The 20418-nt window shown below is 64.7% G+C and carries 18 protein-coding genes; 13 read left to right on the top strand and 5 right to left on the bottom strand.

The genetic code is table 11. The annotated features are described in order from the left end of the window. The first annotated feature begins 52 nt into the window (after nt 1-52). The 4 genes from CWS35_RS08950 to CWS35_RS08935 are packed head-to-tail and all read left to right on the top strand — an operon-like array spanning nt 53 to nt 2171. Nucleotides 53-550 carry a phage tail protein gene (locus CWS35_RS08950; protein WP_168226287.1) on the top strand — a complete coding sequence of 166 codons (498 nt, stop codon included), beginning with the start codon at nt 53-55 and terminating at the stop codon, nt 548-550. Between the two features lie 12 nt (nt 551-562). After that, a complete protein-coding gene (locus CWS35_RS08945; protein WP_024578740.1) occupies nt 563-1066 on the top strand; it encodes a phage tail protein in 504 nt (167 codons plus the stop codon). A 9-nt stretch (nt 1067-1075) separates the two neighbouring features. Then, a complete protein-coding gene (locus CWS35_RS08940) occupies nt 1076-1603 on the top strand; it encodes a phage tail protein (protein ID WP_100951675.1) in 528 nt (175 codons plus the stop codon). Between the two features lie 7 nt (nt 1604-1610). After that, on the top strand, nt 1611-2171 hold the full coding sequence (locus tag CWS35_RS08935) for a GNAT family N-acetyltransferase (RefSeq protein ID WP_100951674.1): 561 nt from the start codon (nt 1611-1613) through the stop codon (nt 2169-2171). Here CWS35_RS08935 and CWS35_RS08930 read toward each other — a convergent pair. After that, on the bottom strand, nt 2153-2455 hold the full coding sequence (locus CWS35_RS08930) for a hypothetical protein (RefSeq protein WP_024578737.1): 303 nt from the start codon (nt 2453-2455) through the stop codon (nt 2153-2155). The genes CWS35_RS08935 and CWS35_RS08930 overlap by 19 nt on opposite strands. Before the next feature lie 305 nt (nt 2456-2760). On the opposite strand from CWS35_RS08930, the gene CWS35_RS08925 reads away from it, so the two are divergent. The 8 genes from CWS35_RS08925 (at nt 2761) to CWS35_RS08890 (ending at nt 12435) form a co-directional block, all read left to right on the top strand. After that, complete coding sequence (locus CWS35_RS08925; protein WP_168226286.1) at nt 2761-3915, top strand: iron-containing alcohol dehydrogenase; 1155 nt, start codon at nt 2761-2763, stop codon at nt 3913-3915. Between the two features lie 37 nt (nt 3916-3952). Then, nucleotides 3953-5503: an AMP-binding protein gene (locus CWS35_RS08920; RefSeq protein ID WP_100951672.1), complete on the top strand. Its 1551-nt coding sequence runs from the start codon at nt 3953-3955 to the stop codon at nt 5501-5503. Nucleotides 5504-5600: 97 nt separating this feature from the next. Beyond that, complete coding sequence (locus tag CWS35_RS08915; RefSeq protein ID WP_024578734.1) at nt 5601-6488, top strand: TauD/TfdA family dioxygenase; 888 nt, start codon at nt 5601-5603, stop codon at nt 6486-6488. Nucleotides 6489-6900: 412 nt separating this feature from the next. Continuing rightward, nucleotides 6901-8496, top strand: a complete 1596-nt coding sequence (locus CWS35_RS08910) for an ABC transporter substrate-binding protein (RefSeq protein WP_100951671.1) — start codon at nt 6901-6903, stop codon at nt 8494-8496. Nucleotides 8497-8528: 32 nt separating this feature from the next. After that, nucleotides 8529-9476, top strand: a complete 948-nt coding sequence (locus CWS35_RS08905; protein WP_024578732.1) for an ABC transporter permease — start codon at nt 8529-8531, stop codon at nt 9474-9476. A 63-nt stretch (nt 9477-9539) separates the two neighbouring features. After that, nucleotides 9540-10433 (top strand): ABC transporter permease, encoded by an 894-nt coding sequence (locus tag CWS35_RS08900; RefSeq protein ID WP_024578731.1) that lies wholly within the window; start codon nt 9540-9542, stop codon nt 10431-10433. After that, nucleotides 10433-11446, top strand: coding sequence for an ABC transporter ATP-binding protein (locus tag CWS35_RS08895; RefSeq protein WP_100951670.1), 1014 nt, complete (start codon nt 10433-10435; stop codon nt 11444-11446). The genes CWS35_RS08900 and CWS35_RS08895 overlap by 1 nt, the downstream gene beginning before the upstream one ends. Continuing rightward, nucleotides 11443-12435, top strand: a complete 993-nt coding sequence (locus CWS35_RS08890) for an ABC transporter ATP-binding protein (RefSeq protein WP_024578729.1) — start codon at nt 11443-11445, stop codon at nt 12433-12435. Before CWS35_RS08895 ends, CWS35_RS08890 begins: the two co-directional genes overlap by 4 nt. A gap of 159 nt (nt 12436-12594) precedes the next feature. Here CWS35_RS08890 and CWS35_RS08885 read toward each other — a convergent pair whose 3' ends face one another. The 4 genes from CWS35_RS08885 to CWS35_RS08870 all read right to left on the bottom strand — a co-directional run bounded on the left by CWS35_RS08885 (nt 12595) and on the right by CWS35_RS08870 (nt 18934). Further along, nucleotides 12595-14574: an acetyl-CoA carboxylase biotin carboxylase subunit gene (locus CWS35_RS08885; protein WP_100951669.1), complete on the bottom strand. Its 1980-nt coding sequence runs from the start codon at nt 14572-14574 to the stop codon at nt 12595-12597. Next, complete coding sequence (locus tag CWS35_RS08880; protein ID WP_100951668.1) at nt 14571-16187, bottom strand: acyl-CoA carboxylase subunit beta; 1617 nt, start codon at nt 16185-16187, stop codon at nt 14571-14573. The genes CWS35_RS08885 and CWS35_RS08880 overlap by 4 nt, the downstream gene beginning before the upstream one ends. A gap of 154 nt (nt 16188-16341) precedes the next feature. Next, complete coding sequence (locus CWS35_RS08875; RefSeq protein ID WP_100956166.1) at nt 16342-17943, bottom strand: AMP-binding protein; 1602 nt, start codon at nt 17941-17943, stop codon at nt 16342-16344. 124 nt (nt 17944-18067) lie between these two features. Continuing rightward, nucleotides 18068-18934, bottom strand: a complete 867-nt coding sequence (locus CWS35_RS08870; protein ID WP_100951667.1) for a 3-keto-5-aminohexanoate cleavage protein — start codon at nt 18932-18934, stop codon at nt 18068-18070. Between the two features lie 214 nt (nt 18935-19148). On the opposite strand from CWS35_RS08870, the gene CWS35_RS08865 reads away from it, so the two are divergent. After that, nucleotides 19149-20372, top strand: a complete 1224-nt coding sequence (locus CWS35_RS08865; protein ID WP_100951666.1) for an ABC transporter substrate-binding protein — start codon at nt 19149-19151, stop codon at nt 20370-20372. The last annotated feature ends 46 nt before the right edge of the window (nt 20373-20418 follow it).

Below are 20418 nucleotides of genomic sequence, written 5' to 3'. Positions count from 1 at the left end.
GGCCACCGGCAAACCGAATCACTGACAGCACGACCAGTCTGACGGAGGATCGATGTCCGAACCGTTTCTCTCGGAAATCAAGATGGTGTCGTTCAGCTTCCCGCCGAAAGGCTGGGCGTTTTGCAACGGCCAGACGATGCCGATCAATCAGAACCAGGCTCTGTTCTCGCTGCTCGGCACGACCTATGGCGGCAACGGCATGACGACCTTTGCGCTGCCCAATCTGCAAGGAAAGGTGCCGGTCCATATGGGCTCGGGCTTCGCGTTGGGCCAGACCGGCGGTGAGGCGTCGCACACGTTGTCGATCGCCGAGATGCCGCAGCACCCGCATGTATTTCAGGGGACGACCAACAACGCCGACAATCCCGCGGTCACCGGCAACCTGATGGCGACGTCGGCCAATCTCTACACCGCCGCCAACAATCTGACGACGCTCGACCCGAGCACCGTCGGCAATGCCGGAGGCTCGCAGGCCCACGAAAACATGCAGCCCTATCTCGCGGTCAGCTTCTGCATTGCATTGCAGGGCATCTTTCCCACCCAGAACTGAGGGACGCCCGCCATGAGCCAGCCCTATATCGGCGAGATCCGCATGTTCGCCGGCAATTTTGCGCCGCTCAACTGGATGCTATGCCAGGGACAGGTCCTGCCGATCTCGCAATACGACACCTTGTACAATCTGATCGGAACGACCTATGGCGGCAACGGCCAGACCACATTCGCCTTGCCAAATCTCCAGGGCCGGCTGCCGTTGCACCAGACCGGCAATTATCCGATCGGGCTGATCGGGGGTAGCGAGCAGGTGACGCTGATCACCCAGCAACTGCCCGTCCACTCCCACCCGATGGCGGCCTCCCAGAACAACGCGACCAGCAACACGGTGACCGGCAACGTCGTGGGCAGCGTGGGCGCGACGCAGATCTACCGCGAGGTCCCGGCCGCGTCGGCGATGGCGAACCAGGCGTGCTCGCTGGTCGGCGGCAACCAGCCGCATGACAACATGCAGCCGTACCTTTGCATCAACTTCATCATTGCGCTGTTCGGCGTTTATCCAAGTCAAAGCTAGGACGGGACCATGTCTGATCCATTCGTGGCCGAGATTCGCATCTTCCCGTTCAATTTTGCGCCGAGGGGATGGGCGTTCTGCGACGGCCAGTTGATGCCGATCTCGCAGAACACTGCGCTGTTCTCGCTGCTCGGCACGATTTATGGCGGCAACGGCAAGAGCACTTTCGGGCTGCCCAACATGCAAGGCAGTTCGCCGATGCAACAGGGGCAAGGCTCTACCGGCACCATTTACGACATCGGGCAGACCGGCGGCACCACGACGGTGACGCTGCTGCCAACTGAAATGCCGCAGCACAACCATGCGATCCAGGGCAACATCAATCCAGCCAACCTCGCAGCTCCGAGCCCGGTGCGATCGCTGGCGCGGGCCAATCCAGGTCAGGCCTATACCGGGACGCTGACCAATATTTCGCCGTTCTCGGCGGCGAGTTCGATCGGGCCGACCGGCGGCAACCGGCCCCACAACAATCTGATGCCCTACCTCACCCTGAATTTCTGCATCGCGTTGCAGGGCATCTTCCCGCAGCGCGGTTGACCCGGTCATGGCAGATAGATCGCACAGCGATCCGGCGCTCTCGGCCTTCGGCTGGATCCGCGCCGCGGAGACCGGCTTGCGCTTCCGCCGCATCAATGATGCCGATCTGCCTTTCCTCGAGCGGCTCTATGCCTCGACCCGCGCCGAGGAGCTGGCGCTGACGCCGTGGAGCGCGGAGCAGAAGGCCGCTTTCCTGGCGATGCAGTTCAAGGCGCAGCACGCGCATTACCAGCAATACTATCCGACCGCCGACTGGCTGGTGGCGATGCGCGACGGAGCGGATATCGGACGGCTCTACGTCGACCGCTGGCCGAGCGAGCATTGCGTCATCGATATCGCCTTGCTGCCGGAGCATCGCGGATCGGGTCTCGGCGGCGCGCTGATGCGCGACCTGCTCGACGAGGCGGCCGCGGCCGGCAAGGCGGTGTCGATCCATGTCGAGAAATTCAATCCGGCGATCCGGCTGTACCACAGGCTCGGCTTCATCGCCGAGGAGGATAAGGGCGTCTACGACCTGATGCGGTGGCGCGCGGCAGGCGCCTCAGGCCATCAGGTGAAGATCGCCTGATAGCCGTTGCCGTCTTCGAGCGGGCCGATCGGCACCAGGAAGATGTCGATCATGCCCAGCGCCGGGTGCCGTACCGGATAGGTCGCCTGCGGCAGCCATTGCCCGTTCGGTCCCGCGAACAGCAGCGAGAACGCGCCGCCCGCCCGGCCGCTGTTGCCCGCAAGCTCGACCTTGACGAGCTTCAGGGCCACGACGCGATCCGCCGCCTGCATCTCGAACACGGCATCCTGGTGCGGCGTGAAATCATCGATATGCAGTTTCGCCAGATCGACGGTGGATGTCATGCGGTGCCCCTGTTGACCGCAAAGCTGTAGCACGCCGCACCCGGCCACGCGACGGGATGACGCGAGCGCAGCAGGGCAACTAAACGCAAGACTCGGACGCATGGCGCCGCGAGGGTGTGGATTCATGACCAACGCACGACGCCAGATCTCCGCAATGGTCCTGGCGAACACCAGGCCGACAGTGATGGGTGCGGCGCCGTCGAATACGCAGCCCGAGGACCCTGATGACGGCCCCGATTTCCTCCGCTAACCTCTCCGCAAAGGGGCCGCCGGCAAGGCGGACGGCATTGAGGGAGGAAAGCCACGTGCATCGAGGCCGTGTCGTATTTGGCGCCATGGACGAGGTCGTGTTCGGGCGGGCCGCCCGTGAGGCCATCGTCGAGCAACTGGACCGGCTTGGCGCGCAGCGCGCCTTTTTGATGGTCTCCGGCACGCTGAACCGCGAGACCGACGAGATCGAAAAGGTCCGCCAGGCGCTCGGCTCGCGCTGCGTCGGCACCTTCGACCGGATGCCGGCGCATACGCCGCGCGCGGCGGTCATCGCCGCGACGGAACAGGCGCGTGACGCGCAGGCCGACCTGATCGTCACGATCGGCGGCGGCTCGATCACCGACGGCGCCAAGGCGGTGCAGCTCTGCCTCGCCAACAACGTCACGACATCAGACGGCATCGACACGATCCGCACCCATGGCGGGGTCATACCCGAGATGAGGCCGCCAGTCGTGCGCCAGATCAGCGTGCCGACCACCATCGCCGGTGGCGAGTTCTCCTCGATCGCCGGCGTCACCAACGAGGCCAAGCGGCAGAAGGAGATGCTGCGCCATCCGCTGGTGATGCCGCGCGCCACCATCCTCGATCCGGAATTGTCGGTGCACACGCCGGACTGGCTGTTCCTGTCGACCGGCATCCGCGCCGTCGATCATTGCGTCGAGGGCATCTGCTCGCGCGAGGCGCATCCTTACGGCGACGCGCAGGCACTGAAGGGACTAGAGATGCTGGCGGCCGGCCTGCCGCGGGTGAAGGCGGACCCGAAGGACATTTCGGCACGGATGGATTGCCAGATCGGCACCTGGCTCTCGACCGGCCCGCTCGCCTCCGGTGTGCCGATGGGCGCCAGCCACGGCATCGGCTACGTGCTCGGCGCCGAGTTCGACGTGCCGCATGGCTACACCTCGTGCGTGATGCTGCCCGCGGTGATGCGCTGGAACAAGCGCGACAATGCCGACCGGCAGGCGCTGGTCGCGGCCGCGATGGGGCATCCGGGCGAGGACGCCGGTGATGTGCTCGACGGCTTCATCCGCGACCTCGGCATGCCGCGCAGCCTCAAGGAGGTGCAGGTCGGCCCCGAACATTTCGATCGCGTCGCGGCAGGCGCGATGCGCACGCCCTGGGTGCCGCGCAATCCACGCAAGATCGACGGCCCGTCCCAGGTGCGCGAGATTCTGCTGATGGCGGCCTAGAACAAGAACCAGCCGCGAAGAGGGGGAATGGAGTTCGATGTACACCGGCAAGCATGCTTACCTGCGTCCGCTGCAACCCGCTTTCATCATGGCCGGGACCGGCGAGATCGTCACCTATCGCGAGCTCGAGGCGCGCAACAACCGCCTCGCGCATCTGTTCCGCAACCGCGGCATGAAGCGGCTCGATCATTATTCGATCTTCATGGAGAACAACAACCGCTACCTCGAAGCCTGCGGCGCCGGCGAACGTGCGGGACTCTATTACACCTGCGTCAATTCCTACCTCACGGCCGGCGAGCTCGCCTACATCCTGACCAACAGCCAGTCGCGGATCCTGATCACCTCGAAGCTGAAGCTCGAGATCGCTCACGAGGCGCTGAAGGAGTGTCCGCAGGTCGAAGTCTGCATCGTGGTCGACGGCGACAGCGAGAGCGAGCGGATCGTCGGGCTGCAACAGGTGACCGCGGGCTTGCCGGCAACGCCGATCGCGGACGAATATGCCGGCACCGCGATGCTGTATTCGTCCGGCACCACGGGCCGGCCCAAGGGCATCGTGCGGCCGCTGCCGGAGCAGCCGCCGTCGCAGAACCTGCCGCTGTTCGATTTCCTGACCAAGCTGTGGCACTACCGCGAGGGCATGGTCTATCTGTCGCCGGCGCCGCTCTATCACTCGGCGCCGCAGGCCGCGGTCAATCTCACCATCCGGATGGGCGGCACCGTTGTGATCATGGAGAGCTTCGATCCCGAGCGCTATCTCCAGCTGGTCGAGCAATGGGGCATCACCCACAGCCAGCTGGTGCCGACCATGTTCTCGCGCATGCTGAAGCTGCCCGAACAGGTTCGCACCCGCTACGATCTGTCGACGCTCGAGATCGCCGTTCATGCCGCCGCGCCCTGCCCGGCGCTGGTCAAGGACGACATGATCAAATGGTGGGGACCGATCATCCACGAATATTACGGCGCGACCGAAGGCCTCGGCTTCACCGCCTGCAACAGCGAGGAATGGCTCGCACATCGCGGCACCGTCGGCAGGGTCTTGCTCGGCGACCTGCATATCCTGGACGAGAACATGCAGCCCTGCCCCAAGGGCACGCCCGGCACCGTGTGGTTCAAGACCGGATCGCCATTCGAATATTTCAACGATCCCGCCAAGACCAGCGAAGCGCGCTCGGCCGACGGCAGCATGAGCACGGTCGGCGACGTCGGCTATGTCGACGACGACAACTTCCTCTATCTTACCGACCGCGCCACCTTCATGATCATCTCCGGCGGCGTGAACATCTATCCGCAGGAATGTGAGAATTTGCTGATCACCCATCCCAAGGTTGCCGACGCCGCGGTGTTCGGCGTGCCCAATGTCGATCTCGGCGAGGAGGTGAAAGCGGTGGTGCAGCCGGCCGAGGGAATCGCGCCGGGGCCGGAGCTCGCCGACGAGTTGATTGCGTTCTGCGCAGGCTCACTGTCGCGCCAGAAGGTGCCGCGCTCGGTGGATTTCGAGGCCGAGCTGCCGCGGCTGCCGACCGGAAAACTCTACAAGCGCCTGCTGCGCGACCGCTATTGGGGCAACAAGACCTCACGGATCGTGTGAAGCTGACGCGCACCTGCTCCGCGCACGACGAATTTGTCGCGCTTGCAGCCCTGCCGTAAGCTCGCAACGACAAGAAAGAACAAGGGAGGACTTGCCGATGGAAGTGATCCCACTGCGCGACGGCTTCGGTGCCGAATTGCGCGGCGTCACGTTGTCAGACGTCGCCGCCAGCGATGCGGCCTATGCGGCAGTGCGCGCGGCGTTCGAGGAGCATTCGGTGCTGGTGTTGCGCGGCCAGGAGGTCAGCGACGACATCCAGCTCGCCTTCTCGCGCCGCTTCGGTCCGCCCGAGACGACCAAGGTTGGCTCGATGGGCACCGGATCGCATTTCGTGATCCTCTCGACCTTCGGACCCGACGGCAAGGTGGTTCCATCGGACCATCGGCAACAGCTGCGCGCCAAGGCCAACCAGCTCTGGCACACCGACTCCTCCTTCAAGCGCGTGCCGGCGCTGACCTCTATCCTGTCCGCGCGCATCATCCCGGAGCATGGCGGCGAGACCGAATTCGTCTCGATGCGGCTTGCCTTCGAGCGGCTCGACAAGGACGTGGCGAAGCGGCTGGAGAACTCGTTCGCCTGGCACTCCTATGCGCACTCGCGCAGCAAGGTGGCGGCCGGGCTTGCGACAACGGAAGAAACCGACGCGCTGCCGCCGGTATGCTGGCGCATGGTGTGGCGCAATCCGGTCAACGGCCGTGGCGCGCTGTATCTCGCCTCCCACGCCTATGGCGTCGAGGGCATGGATGCCGATGCCGGCAAGGTCCTGATCGAGCAGTTGACCGAGGCGGCGACCGCGCCCGGCGTCAGCTATCTGCATCAGTGGAAGCAGGGCGACGTCGTGATGTGGGACAACCGCGCCACCATGCATCGCGGCCGCCCTTGGCCGGCGCATGAGGGCCGCCTGATGATCCGCACCACCATCTCGGCGACCGATGCCGATGGCGTCGCGACCATGCACCTGCCCTCGCCGCAGGCGGCGGAGTGAGGTGATGCTATCTCACCGTCATCCTGAGGAGCCGTGGAGCGGCGAAGGATGAACGGCCTGGCCGGTGGCCGTGCATCCTTCGAGGTTCGCCCAGCGGCGCAATTGCGCCGCAAGGCTCGCACCTCTGGATGACGGGACAAGCCGTTGTGCGAAACGTCGGCGACAAACTGTCGCTGATTGCGGGGCGCTCTCACCGCGCATCTCGACGTCGACATTCGAAATCGAACGCAGATCGATCATTACATAGCAAAACCGGGCGAGTTCCACGCCATCACGGTCAGTATGTACGTTTTAACGCCCTCACGTCATCCGAATTGCCAATCCGCGCACGACCCGCGCCGGTTGCCCGATCGCCTCACCGTGGTATCGTCGATGCCAATCGGCCATTGAGACCGGAATGTGGGAGGGGACCATGCGGAGCGTGCAAGCGCTGGCCGTTGCGGTGTTGTCTGTGCTGACTGTCAACGACGCGTCACACGCAGCCGAGCCGAAATCCGGCGGCATTTTCAGGATCTATCACCGCGACAGTCCCGGCAGCGCCTCGATCCACGAGGGCTCGACCTATTCGGTGAACATTCCGTTCATGCCGATCTTCAACAATCTCGTCATCTTCGATCAGCACGTCGCGCAGAACAGCACGAGCACGATCCGGCCCGAGCTTGCGGAGAGCTGGGCCTGGAGCGGCGACAACAAGACGCTGACCTTCAAGCTGCGCAAGGACGTGAAATGGCACGACGGCAAGCCGTTCACCTCGGCCGACGTCAAATGCACCTTCGACATGCTGATGGGCAAGTCGCCGCAGAAGTTCCGGCAGAACCCGCGCAAGTCCTGGTACGACCAGGTCAACGAGGTCACGACCAGCGGCGACTATGAGGCGTCGTTCAAGCTGAAGCGGCCGCAGCCGGCGCTGCTGTCTCTACTGGCCTCGGGCTACTCGCCGGTCTATCCCTGCCACGTCTCGCCGGCGGAAATGCGCACCAAGCCCGTCGGCACCGGCCCGTTCAAGTTGGTCGAGTTCAAGGCCAACGAATCGATCAAGCTCACCAAGAACCCCGATTACTTCAAGAAGGGCCTGCCCTATCTCGACGGCATCGAGTTCACCATCATCCCGAACCGCTCGACCGCGATCCTCGGCTTCGTCTCCGGCAAGTTCGACATGACGTTCCCGACCGAAGTCTCGATCCCGCTGCTGAAGGACGTCAAGTCGCAGGACCCGACAGCGGTCTGCGTTGTGGAACCGAACAACGTCTCCACCAACATCATCATCAATTCGACCGCGCCGCCGTTCGACAATCTCGACATCCGCCGGGCGCTGGCACTCGCGCTCGATCGCAAGGCGTTCATCCAGATCATGTTCGAAGGCCAGGGCGACATCGGCGGCACCATGGAGCCGGCACCCGCCGGGCTGTGGGCGATGCCCAAGGACATGCTGGAGCAGATCCCGGGCTACGGCCCCGACATCGAGAAGAACCGCGAGGAAGCCCGCAAGCTGATGCAGAAGGCGGGCTATGGCCCGGACAAGCATCTGCAGATCAAGGTGTCGACCCGTAACATCGCCGTCTATCGCGATCCCGCCATCATCCTGATCGACCAGATCAAGAGCATCTATATCGACGCCGAGCTCGACGTCGTCGACACCGCGCAATGGTTCCCGAAGATCGCACGCAAGGATTATTCGCTCGGCCTCAACCTCACCGGCAATGCCGTCGACGAGCCTGACCAGTCGTTCTACGAGAATTACGCCTGCGGCTCCGAGCGGAACTACACCAATTATTGCAACAAGGACATCGAGAAGCTGTTCGACCAGCAGTCGGAAGAGACCGATGTCGAGAAGCGCAAGAAGCTGGTCTGGGAGATCGACAAGAAGCTACAGGAGGATGTCGCCCGTCCGATCATCTTCCATGCCCGCACCGGCACCTGCTGGAAGCCTTACGTGAAGAATGTCACGATCATGTCCAACAGCTCCTATAACGGCTATCGCTACGAAGACGTCTGGCTGGATAAATAAGACACGGGCGAGAGATCAGGGAGAGAGCCAGGGTGTTTGCCTATATCGTGCGGCGGCTGTTCCTGATGCTCGTGACCCTGTTCGGGATCTCGGTCATCATCTTCGTGCTGCTGCGCGTCGTTCCCGGCAACATCGTCGACATCCTGTTCGACGCCGCGGGCTTCGTCGATCCCGCCGACAAGGCCAATCTGGAGCGCGAACTCGGCCTCAGCCAGCCGATCGCGATCCAGTATCTGCACTGGATCGGCGGCCTGCTGCACGGCGATCTCGGCTATTCCTACGTCTCGGAGAAGCCGGCGCTGGAGGAGATCTTGCCGCGGATCCCGATCACCGCACGGCTCGCGGGCCTGGCGCTATTGTTCTCCGCCTCGATCGGCATCCCGCTCGGCGTGATCAGCGCCGTGCACCAGGGCTCGAAGCTCGATTATGCGCTGCGGGTCGTCAGCCTCAGCGGCCTGTCGCTGCCGTCGTTCTGGCTCGGCCTGTTGATCCTGATGGCCTCGGTCTCGCTGTTCGGGACCATGCCGATCTTCAATCCGAACCCGAAGACCTGGCTCGAGGCGTTCAGCATCTATGCGGTGCCGGCGATGGCGGTCGGCTTCCGCAGCGCGGCGCTGACCATGCGCATCACCCGCTCCTCGATGCTGGAGATCCTGCGCCAGGACTATATCCGCACCGCGCGTGCCAAGGGCGCTTCTGAGGCCTCGGTGAACTATCACCACGCACTGAAGAACGCGGTGCTGCCGGTCATCACCGTGATCGGCATCGAGGCCGCGTTCCTGATCGGTGGACTGATCGTGACCGAGACCGTGTTCAACATCCCCGGCATCGCCCGCTTCCTGGTCGAGGCGCTGCGCTGGCGCGACTATCCAATCGTGCAGAACCTCGTGATGCTGATCGCCGTCGTCGTGGTGGTCGTGAATTTCATCGTCGACATGCTCTATGCGGCGATCGATCCGCGCATCAGATTCGGAGACTAGAACATGATCCGGAGAAGTGGTGGCGGGTGTTCCGACAAGATCATGCTCAACTAAAGAGAGATCATGGCGACGATCAATTTCGACAGCGAATTGCGACGCGCCGGGGCCAACGCCACCGGCGGCTGGGGACGGCTGGCGTTCCTCGCGCAGCGCCATGTGCTCGGCACCATCGGCCTGATCATCATGCTGCTGTTCGTGCTGACCGCGATATCAGCCGACCTGATCTGCCGTTACGATCCGCTCAGCGTCGATTCCGCGCACCGGCTGGCCGCGCCATCGGCGCTGCACTGGTTCGGCACCGATTCGTTCGGTCGCGATGTCTGGAGCCGCATCATCCACGGCGCGCGGATCTCGCTTGCGGTCGGCATCGGCTCCACGACGCTGGGCGCCACGCTCGGCGTCATCGTCGGTCTCGCCTCCGGCTATCTCTCCGGCTGGGTCGACCTCGTGTTCCAGCGGGTGACCGACATCCTGCAATCGTTGCCGCTGCTGGTGCTCGCGCTGGTCATGACCGCGGCACTCGGCCCCTCGCTGCCGAACGTGATCCTCGCGATCGCCATTCCCCTGATCCCGACCGTTGCCCGCGTGATCCGCGCCAACACGCTGGCGTTGCGCGAGCAGCCGTTCGTCGAGGCCGCCAAGTCGATCGGCATGAGCGAGACGCGGATCGCGCTGCGCCACGTACTGCCGAACACCATCGCGCCGCTGATCGTGCTGGCCACCGCACAGCTCGGCTCGACCATCCTGACCGAGGCGTCGCTGTCCTTCCTCGGCCTCGGCATTCCCGAGCCCTATCCGTCCTGGGGCCGCATGCTGTCTGAATCCGCCGCCGAATATGTCCGCACCGCACCCTGGCTGGTGATCTTCCCGGGCATCGCGATCAGCCTCGCGGTGTTCGGCACCAACCTGTTCGGCGACGCGCTGCGCGACATCCTCGATCCGAGGCAGCGCGGCTGATGAGCGAGGCACTTCCGGCAGAGACGGTTCTCGACGTGAAGAACCTGCAAACGGTGTTCTTCACCAATTCCGGCCTGTTCCGCGCGGTCGACGACGTCTCGTTCACGGTTCGCCGCGGCGAGACCCTGGCGATCGTCGGTGAATCCGGCTGCGGCAAGAGCGTCAGCGCGCTGTCGATCATGCGCCTGGTGCCCGATCCGCCCGGCCGCATCGTCGGCGGCTCAGTCACGCTCGAAGGCACCGACCTGCTGAAGCTCGACGATGCCGCGATGCGCGCCATCAGGGGCAACCGCATCTCGATGATCTTCCAGGAGCCGATGACCTCGCTCAATCCGGTGATGCGGATCGGCGACCAGATCATCGAGGCCGTCCGGTTGCATCAGAAGGTGAGCAGCAGGGAGGCCTGGAAGCAGGCCGTCGACATGCTGCGGCTGGTGCGCATTCCAGAACCGGAGCGCCGCGCCCACGAGTATCCGCATCAGCTCTCCGGCGGCATGCGCCAGCGCGCCATGATCGCGATGGCGCTGGCATGCAGGCCGGCGCTGTTGATCGCAGATGAGCCGACCACCGCGCTCGACGTCACCATTCAGGCCCAGATCCTGGCGCTGATCGTCGATTTGCAGCAACGGCTCGGCACCGGGCTGATCCTGATCACCCACGATCTCGGCGTCGTGGCGCAGACCGCGCAGCGCGTGATCGTGATGTATGCCGGCAAGAAGGTCGAGGAGGCGACGGTCGAAGAGCTGTTCGAGACGCCGCTACATCCCTACACACGTGGCCTGATGGCCTCGATCCCGGCAGTGCCCTCCCCCGGCGCCAAAACCGACGTGCGGCTGGTCGAAATCCCCGGCATGGTGCCGTCGCTGACCAAGCTGCCGCCCGGCTGCGCCTTCGCGCCGCGCTGCAAGCTCGCGGTCGAGCGCTGTCGCCAGGAGTATCCGCCGCTCGACGAGGTCAAACGCAATCACTGGGCCGCATGCTGGCGCGCCGGCGAGATGGCGGAGGCGTCGTGACCGAACAGCGCCCGCTCCTCGAAGTCACCGATCTGGTCAAGCACTACGCGGTGCGCGGCGGCGTGCTGCGCCGACAGGTCGGCACCGTGCATGCGGTCGACGGCGTCAGCTTTGCGCTCGGCGCCGGCGAGACGCTCGGCCTGGTCGGCGAGTCCGGCTGCGGCAAGTCGACGGTGGCGCGCACCGTGCTGCGGCTGGTCGAGCCGACCAGCGGCGCGATCCGGCTCGACGGCGAGGACATCGCGCCGCTGAGCAAGACCGCACTGCGGCCTTACCGCCGCTCGATGCAGATTGTGTTCCAGGACCCGTTCGCCTCGCTCAACCCACGCATGACGGCCGGCGACATCGTCGGCGAGCCTCTGACCGTGCATGGACTGGCGAGTGGGACGAAGAAGCAGGAGCGGGTCGCGGAGCTGTTCCAGCAGGTCGGCTTGCGCGCCGACCAGATGAAGAACTTCCCGCACCAGTTCTCCGGCGGCCAGCGCCAGCGCATCTGCATCGCGCGGGCGCTGTCGCTCGGGCCGCGGTTGATCGTCTGCGACGAACCGGTCTCTGCGCTCGACGTCTCGATCCAGGCGCAAGTGATCAATCTCTTGATCGACCTGCAACGCAAGCAGAACTTTTCCTATTTGTTCATCGCGCATGATCTCGCCGTTGTCGCCCATATCAGCCACCGCGTCGCCGTGATGTATCTTGGGCGCATCGTCGAGATCGCCGACAAGCACGAGTTGTTCGCCAATCCGCGGCACCCTTATACGCAGGCCCTGCTCGCCTCGGTGCCGATCGCCGATCCCAAGGCCAAACGCGCCGCGCCGCTGATCGACGGCGACGTGCCAAGCCCGATCAACCCACCGCCCGGCTGCGCCTTCCACACCCGCTGCCGCTACGCGATCGATCGCTGCAAGACGGAACGGCCGGCGTTACAGACGGCGGGCGCGGGGCATCAGGTCGCGTGCTGGCTGAATGACGGGACGGGGCGTGCTGAGTAAAGCCGTCGTCCCGGCGAAAGCCGGGACCCATAACCACCGTTGCTCGTTGATTTGCAACGCTGTGGCTCCAGCGCACGTTAACAACATCGATCAATGGCTGTGGGTCCCGGGTCGCGCTTCGCTTGCCCGGGACGACAGTCTTTATGCGAGCGCCTCGATCTATGCCGCCGCCTCGATCTCGACCACGATCTTCCCCGTCGTCACCTGCTCGCCCTCGGCGACGTCGATCGACGACACCGTGCCCGCGACGCCGGCGGTGTGGACATGCTCCATCTTCATGGCCTCCAGCGTCATCACCGGCTGGCCGGCCGCGACCTTGTCGCCGGCCTTCACCAGCACCGCGACGACCCGGCCGTTCATGGCGGCGCGGACCTTGCCGTCGCCACCGGCGGCTGATGCACTCTCCGGCGGTGCGAGCGTCAGATCGCGCGCCGACAGCGTGACGCCACGATGCAGGACAAAGAGCCGGTCACCATCGCGCATGAATGTGGCCTGCTCCATCAGGCCATCGTGATGGAGGCGAATGGTGTCGTGACTGAGCTCATCGATCGCGAAGCTGAAGCGATCGCCGTTGCAGGTCACGAGGTAGCTGCCGTCGCGTTCGCGGACGATCTCGATCTGCCGCACGCCACGGCCGAGATCGATCCGCAAGCCGAGCGGGAATGTCGCGGACAGAGACCGGCCGCGCTGCCATGGCGGCGCATGCGGATTGGTGACGTAGAGCAGCAGGGCCGCGAGCGCGAGGTCGCTGCTGCGATCCGCCCGAGGCGCCAGCAGCGCCTCGCGGTTGTCACCGATGAAGGCCGTGGTTGCCTCGCCCCTGGCAAAGACCGGATGGCGCAGGCAGTCGATCAGGAAGCCCTGATTGGTGGTGACGCCGAAGGCCGTGACCTGCTCCAGCGCGCAAATCAACTTGCCGCGCGCCTCGTCGCGGGTCGCGCCATGGCTGATGACCTTGGCGATCATCGAATCATAGAACGGCGGGATCTCCGAGCCGGACTTGAGCGCATGCTCGACGCGGATGCCAGCGGGCATCTGCCAGCGCGCCATCGTGCCGGATTGCGGCATGAAATCGTGCCCGGCATCCTCCGAGCACAGCCGTACCTCGATGGCGTGGCCGGAGAACGCGATGTCCTCCTGCGCCACGCCGAGCGGCTCGCCGCGGGCAACTCGGAGCTGCAATTCGACCAGATCGAGCCCGGTGATCGCCTCCGTGACGGGATGCTCGACCTGGAGCCGCGTGTTCATCTCCATGAAATAGAAATTGCCGGCGCGATCGAGCAGAAACTCCAGCGTGCCGGCGCCCTCATAACCGATGGCCTTGACCGCCTGCACCGCGACCGCGCCCATCCGCGCGCGCAACTCCGGCGTCACCGCCGGCGACGGCGCCTCCTCGATCAGCTTCTGGTGCCGCCGCTGCACCGAGCAATCGCGTTCGCCGAGATGGATGGCGTTGCCATGACGGTCGCCGAACACCTGGATCTCGATATGGCGCGGATCGACGATCGCGCGCTCGAGGATGACGGTGGGATCGCCGAACGCGCCCTGCGCTTCTGACCGCGCGCTGCGCAGCGCATCCGGAAACGCCGCCGCGTCCGTGACCAGCCGCATGCCACGGCCGCCACCGCCGGCGACCGCCTTGATCATCACGGGGAAGCCGATGCTCTTCGCCGCGGCCAGCATCCCGGCATCGCCCTGGTCGGCGCCCTGATAGCCGGGCACGCAAGGTACGCCGGCCTTTTGCATGATGTCCTTGGCGCCAGCCTTGTTGCCCATCGCGAGGATCGCTTCCGGCGACGGCCCGATGAACACCAGACCCGCATCGCGGCACGCCTGCGCAAAGCCCTCGTTCTCGGCGAGGAAGCCGTAACCGGGATGCACCGCGCTGGCGCCGCTGGCCTTGGCGGCCGCGATGATCGCGTCGATCTTCAGATAGGATTGCGCCGGCAGCGCCTCGCCGATCCGCACCGCCTGATCGGCCTCGCGCACATGCAGCGCGTCGCGGTCGGCGTCGGAATACACCGCGACGACGCCGTAGCCGAGCCGTCGCGCCGTGCGCATGATACGCAACGCGATCTCACCACGGTTGGCGATCAGGATCTTGAAGAACGGCGTCCGCTTCACGATGGCTCCGCTCATGGCCGCGCCACCGAGAACTGCATGCGCTGCGGGGTCCGCGCCTCGGCCTCGCGGCAGATCGCAAGCACCTCTGACAGTACCGTCCGTGTGTCGCGCGGATCGATCACGCCGTCGTCGAGCACACGGGCGCTGGTCGAGAACACGTCCATCTGGCTGTCGAACACCCCGGTGATCTGCGCCTTCATCGCCTCCAGCTTCTCCTTCTCGATCGGCTTGCCGCGCCGCGCCGCGGCCGCTTCAGTGACGATAGCCATGGTTTCGGCGGCCTGCTCGCCGCCCATCACGGCGGTCTTGGCATTCGGCCAGGAGAAGCAGAACCGCGGATGGAAGCCGCGGCCACACATGCCGTAATTGCCGGCACCGAACGAGGCCCCGCAATACAGCGTGATCTGCGGCACCGTCGCCGAGGTCACCGCCTGGATCATCTTCGAGCCGTGCTTGATCATGCCGGCCTCTTCGTAGGCGCGGCCGACCATGTAGCCGGTGGTGTTGTTCATGTAGAGGATCGGCGTGCGCGACTGGCAGCAGGCCTGGATGAAATGCGTCGCCTTGTTGGCGCCGGGCACGTCGAGCGGGCCGTTGTTGGTGATGATGCCGATCGCCTGGCCCTCGATACGGGCATGGCCGCAGACCGTGGCCGGTCCGTAATTGGCACCGAACTCGGTGAAATCGGAATCGTCGATGAAGCGCGCGATCGCCTGGCGCATGTCGACGGGTCGCTTGTGATCCATCGGCATGATGCCGAGCAGTTCCTCCGCGTCATAGCGCGGCGGCTTGAATGCAGCAGGTTCCGGGCTCGGACGATCCCAGGGGAGTTTGGCCAGGATCTCGCGGGCGATGCGCAGCGCGTCGCGGTCGTCCTCGGCGAGATAGTCACCAAGGCCCGAGACCTGGGTGTGCATCTCGGCACCGCCGAGCTCCTCCTCGGTCGCGATCTCGCCGGTGGCGGCCTTGAGCAGGGGTGGCCCGGCGAGGAAGGCGCGGGTGCGGCCGCGCACCATCACGATGTAGTCGGACAGCCCGGTCTGGTACGCGCCGCCGGCGGTCGAGGAGCCGTGCGTCACGGTGACGACGGGAAGCCCGGCCGCGGACAGCCGCGCCAGATTGCGGAAGATGTTGCCGCCGCGAACGAAATCCTCGACCCGGTAACGCAGCAGATTGGCGCCGGCGCTCTCGACCAGTTGCACATAGGGCAGCTTGTTCTCCAGCGCGAGCTCCTGCACCCGCAGCGTCTTGTCGAGACCGTAGGGTTGCAGCGCGCCCGCATCGATGCCGGCGTCATTGGCGTTGACCATGCAGCGGATGCCGGAGACGAAGCCGATCCCGGCAACCAGTCCGCCGCCGGGCACGCTCTTGTCCGCATCCGGCACATCGAACATGTAGCCGGCGAGCGTCGACAGTTCGAGGAATGGCGCGCCGGGATCGAGCACCAGCGCGACGCGCTCGCGCGGCAGCAACTGGCCGCGCTTGTGGAAGCGATCCTTGGCGGCGGCGGAGGCCGTGCGCGTGCGCTCCTCCAATCCTCGCATCCGGGCGATCAGCGCCAGCATGCCGTCGCGATTGCCCTGGAACCCGACGCTGCCGGTGGAAATCGTGTTCTCGATGATGGCCATGGGATTACCTCTTCCCGTCATTCCGGGATGCGCCAAAGGCGCAGGCCGCAGATGCGCAATTGCGCATCGGGGAATCCATACTCACGATCGTGGTGATGGATTCCGGGCTCGCGCTGCGCGCGCCCCGGAATGATGAAACTGAATATGCGACCCATCACGCGCTCTTCTCCACAAAATGCTCACTATACTGCTGCCGCAGTTCGACCTTGCGCAGCTTGCCGGTCGCGGTCATCGGCATCTCCTCCAGGATACGAACCAGTTTCGGCACCTGGAAGCCGCCGAGATGCTTCCGGCAATGCGCCTCGATGCCGGCCTCGTCGGCCACCGCGCCGGGCTTCAGCTTGACGAAGGCCGAGACCGCCTCGCCCCATTGCGGATGCGGCAGCCCGACCACGGCGGCGTTCTGCACCGCGGGATGCGCGAGCAGCGTCTCCTCGATCTTGACGGAGGCGACGTTCTCGCCGCCCGACTTGATCATGTCCTTCTTGCGGTCGAGGAACAGCACCTCGCCATTGCCGTCGATCAAAGCGAGATCGCCGGTATGATGCCAGCCGAACTTGCGTGCCTCCTCGGTCGACTTCGGGTCCTTGTAGTAACCCATCATCACATTGGGGCCGCGATGCACCAGCTCGCCGATCTCGCCGCGCGGCAGCAGATTGCCGTTGTCGTCCATGATCGCGGTCTCGTTGACAACGAGCGATTCGCCCCAGTAATTGCCGAAACGGTCGAGCTGCACCTCCGGGCGCGACATCGTCGTCGCCGGATACATCTCGGTCTGGCCGCTGGTCAGCACGAAATTCGGACAGAGATCAGCGATGGCGCGTTCGAGCAGCGGCTTGCCCATCGGCGCCATGGTGTAGATGCAGCAGCGAAGAACCGACAGGTCGTACTCGCGCCGGCGCGGATGATCGAGGATCGCCTGGTACATCAAGGACAGCCCGACGAACACCGTGAGCCTGTCGCGGGCGATCGCCTCCATGCAGACCACCGGATCGAAGCCGCGCATCAGCGCCATGCGGCCGCCGACCGAGAGATAGCTGAGCAGCAGCACATGGCCGGCGCAATGGAACAGCGGGAATTGCCCAGTGATCCCGTCGTCGCGCGACAGCTGCATCTCGATGCAGTTGCTCATCACGGCCATGACCACGGCGAGATGGCAATGCATCGCGCCCTTTGGCCGCGACGTCGTACCCGACGTGTAGATGATCATCGCGAGATCGCGGTCGTTGATCTCGATCTCAGGCTCGATGTCAGACCGGCCCGCCAGCAGGCCGTTGAATTCCTCCAATCCGGTCTTTTCCGCATGGCCGGTCAGGTCGACCGCGATCATTTCCATGCCACGCGCTTCCAGCGCGGCGCGGCGGTCGGGCTGGGCATGGAGGTTGTCGTCGATGATGGCGAAGCGGACCTCGGCATGGCCGAGGATGTAGTCCATGTCCGCCGGGCCGAGCATGGTGTTGATCGGCACCCAGACCAGGCCGGCCCGGTGGATGCCGAACAGCGCTTTGACCAACTCGACGGAGTTATTGCAGATGGTCGAGATCTTTTCGCCCGGCTTCAGCCCACGTTGCACCAGATGGTTGGCGAAGCGATTGGCGTCGCGCTCGAGCTCGGTGAAGGTGACTTGCCTGTTGCCATCGGTCAGCGCGACGCGATCCGAAAACCGCCGCGCGGCACGCTTCAGCAGGTCGCCGATCGCGACCCGCCCGATGCGGCCCGGGCCCGTGACGCCGCCGGTTGCCAAGAGGTTGTCCATGCCTTGCTCCTCATTCGCCGTCATTCCGGGGCAGCCCGAAGGGCTGAGCCCCGGAATCCATGGCGCCACAGGACGTGCGGCCTGATGGATTCCGGGCTCACGCTTCGCGTGCCCCGGAATGACGTCAGTGCCTCGTCCCAAAAATCTGCCGCGCTTCCGCCGGGCTTGCGATCTCGCGCCCCGCACGCCGCGCGCAGGCGGCGAGCCCCTCGACGAGTTGCCCGTTCGACGTCACCTTGGTGCCGTCGCCGAGATAGAAGGTATCCTCCAGTCCGCTGCGCAGATGGCCGCCGAGATCGGCGGCCCGCTGGTGCAACGGCCAGATCTCGGCACGGCCGATCGCGGTGACCTGCCAATGCGCGTCCGATGCCTTCAGCTTCAGGAGGATCGGCAGCAGCTCCGGATCGGCCGGCATGCCCGAGGCGACACCCATGACGAAATTGTACTCGAGCGGACCGGAATACATCCCGGTCTGCCGGTACATGCCGACGCAGCGCACGATGCCGACGTCGAAGCACTCGAATTCTGGGATCGTGCCGGCGACCTTCATCACGTCGAGATAATCCTGCACCTTCTCGACCGCGTTATCGAACATCATCGGCGGCCAGGCCCAGGTGTTGTCGGCCTTGACCTTGAGATAGTTCAACGAGCCGGCGTTGCAGGCGGCGATCTCGGGCCTGGTCTCGCGCACGCAGTCGAGCGCGCCCTGATAGTTCGGTCCCGACGTGCCGGTGGTGTGGTTGATGATCACGCCGGGGCAGGCCTCGCGGATCGCCTGCTGGATCTCCTTGCTGACGCCGACGTCCCAGGACGGCAGGTGGCCCTTGTTCGGCTCCTGCTGACGCAAATGGATGTGCATGATGCTGGCACCGGCGTTGAACGCGGCCTTGGCTTCACGCGCCATCTGCTCCGGAGTCACCGGAACGTTGTGCTGCTTCGGATCGGTAAGCACGCCGTTCAGCGCGCAGGTGATGACGGCCTTGTCGCTCATGGGTCTGTTGTCCGCTTTGCAGTGCACATGCGCTGCTGATCTTGCCATGATGAGAAATTTGCCTTCGCGCCATCTTGCGTTGACTGGCTAAGTCAATGCGCCCGCGCGTCAATTCGCCGCCAGCCGGTTAACACAAGACGCCAGGCTCGCATCACGCATAGGCTCTGCTGCAAGCAGACACGGCACAACAAGCCGGCATCACGGAGAGAACGTCATGGTCTCGATCAACCGGCGCAGATGGCTCACCGGCGCCGCAGGCGCGAGCTTGGCCGCAGTCGCCGGCGTCCGGCCCTCGCTCGCCGAGGATACGCCCGGCGTCACCGCGACCGAGATCAGGATCGGCAGTACCACTTCACTCAGCGGACCGGTGTCGGCGCTCGGTGTACAAGCGCGTTGCCAGGAAGCCTATTTCAAGATGCTGAACGAGCAGGGCGGCATCGCCGGGCGGCAGATCAAGTACATCTATTACGACGACGCGTTCAATCCGGCGAAGACGGTCGAGCAGGTGCGGCGCCTGATCGAGAGCGACAATGTCGCCTTCCTGTTCAACATGCTCGGCACCGCGCCGAACTCGGCCGTCGTCAAATACATCAACGCCGCCAAGGTGCCGCATCTATTCCTGTCGGTGAACGGCGACAAATGGGGCGACTACAAGACCTATCCCTGGACCATGGGCTTTGCGCCGAGCGCGCGGACCGAGGCGCAGGTGTTCGTCAAATATGCGCTGAGCCAGCACAAGGACGCCAAGATCGCAGTGCTCTACCAGAACGACGATCTCGGCAAGGATTTCGTCGCCGGCACCAAGGACGTGCTCGGCGAGCGGTTCGCGACATCGGCCGTGGTCGCCTCGCACGAGGTCACCGATCCCACCATCGATTCCCAGATCGTGGCGCTGCGCGGCGCCAATCCTGACGTGCTGATCTCGGGCACGACGGCAAAATTCTGCGCGCAGTCGATCCGCAAGATCTACGAGCTCGGCTGGAAGCCGATGCATTTCATCGCCAGCGGTGCTGCCTCGCTGTCCTCGACCATCGTTCCCGTCGGCCTCGACAAGGCGCAGGGCACGATCTCGTCAGCCTATGTGAAGGATGTCGCCGACCCCGCCTGGGCCAACGATCCCGGCGTGAAGGAGTTTCTCGCGTTCATGGGAAAATACTTTCCCGACGGCAATCCCAAGGAAGGCTACAATCTCTACGCCTATATGGTGGCGAACGTGCTCAAGATCGTGCTCGAGCAATGCAAGGGCAATTTCAGCCGCGACAACATCATGGCGCAGGCGAACAATTTGAAGGACGTCTATGTCCCGACGCTGTTGCCCGGCATCAAGGTCAACACCAGTCCGACCAACCATCATCCGCTGCGGCAACTGCAATTGCAGCGGATCGAAGGCCCGGGCTGGTTGCGGTTCGGCGAAGTGATCGAGGGCGCGAATCTCTAACCGTCGTTCCGGCGAACGCCGGGACCCATAACCACAGCGGGTCATT

The organism is Bradyrhizobium sp. SK17, assembly GCF_002831585.1.
In the GTDB taxonomy this organism is placed as follows: Bacteria; Pseudomonadota; Alphaproteobacteria; order Rhizobiales; family Xanthobacteraceae; genus Bradyrhizobium.
Note: the sequence above shows the minus strand (reverse complement) of the source record. Positions and strands in the feature narration are given on the sequence as shown.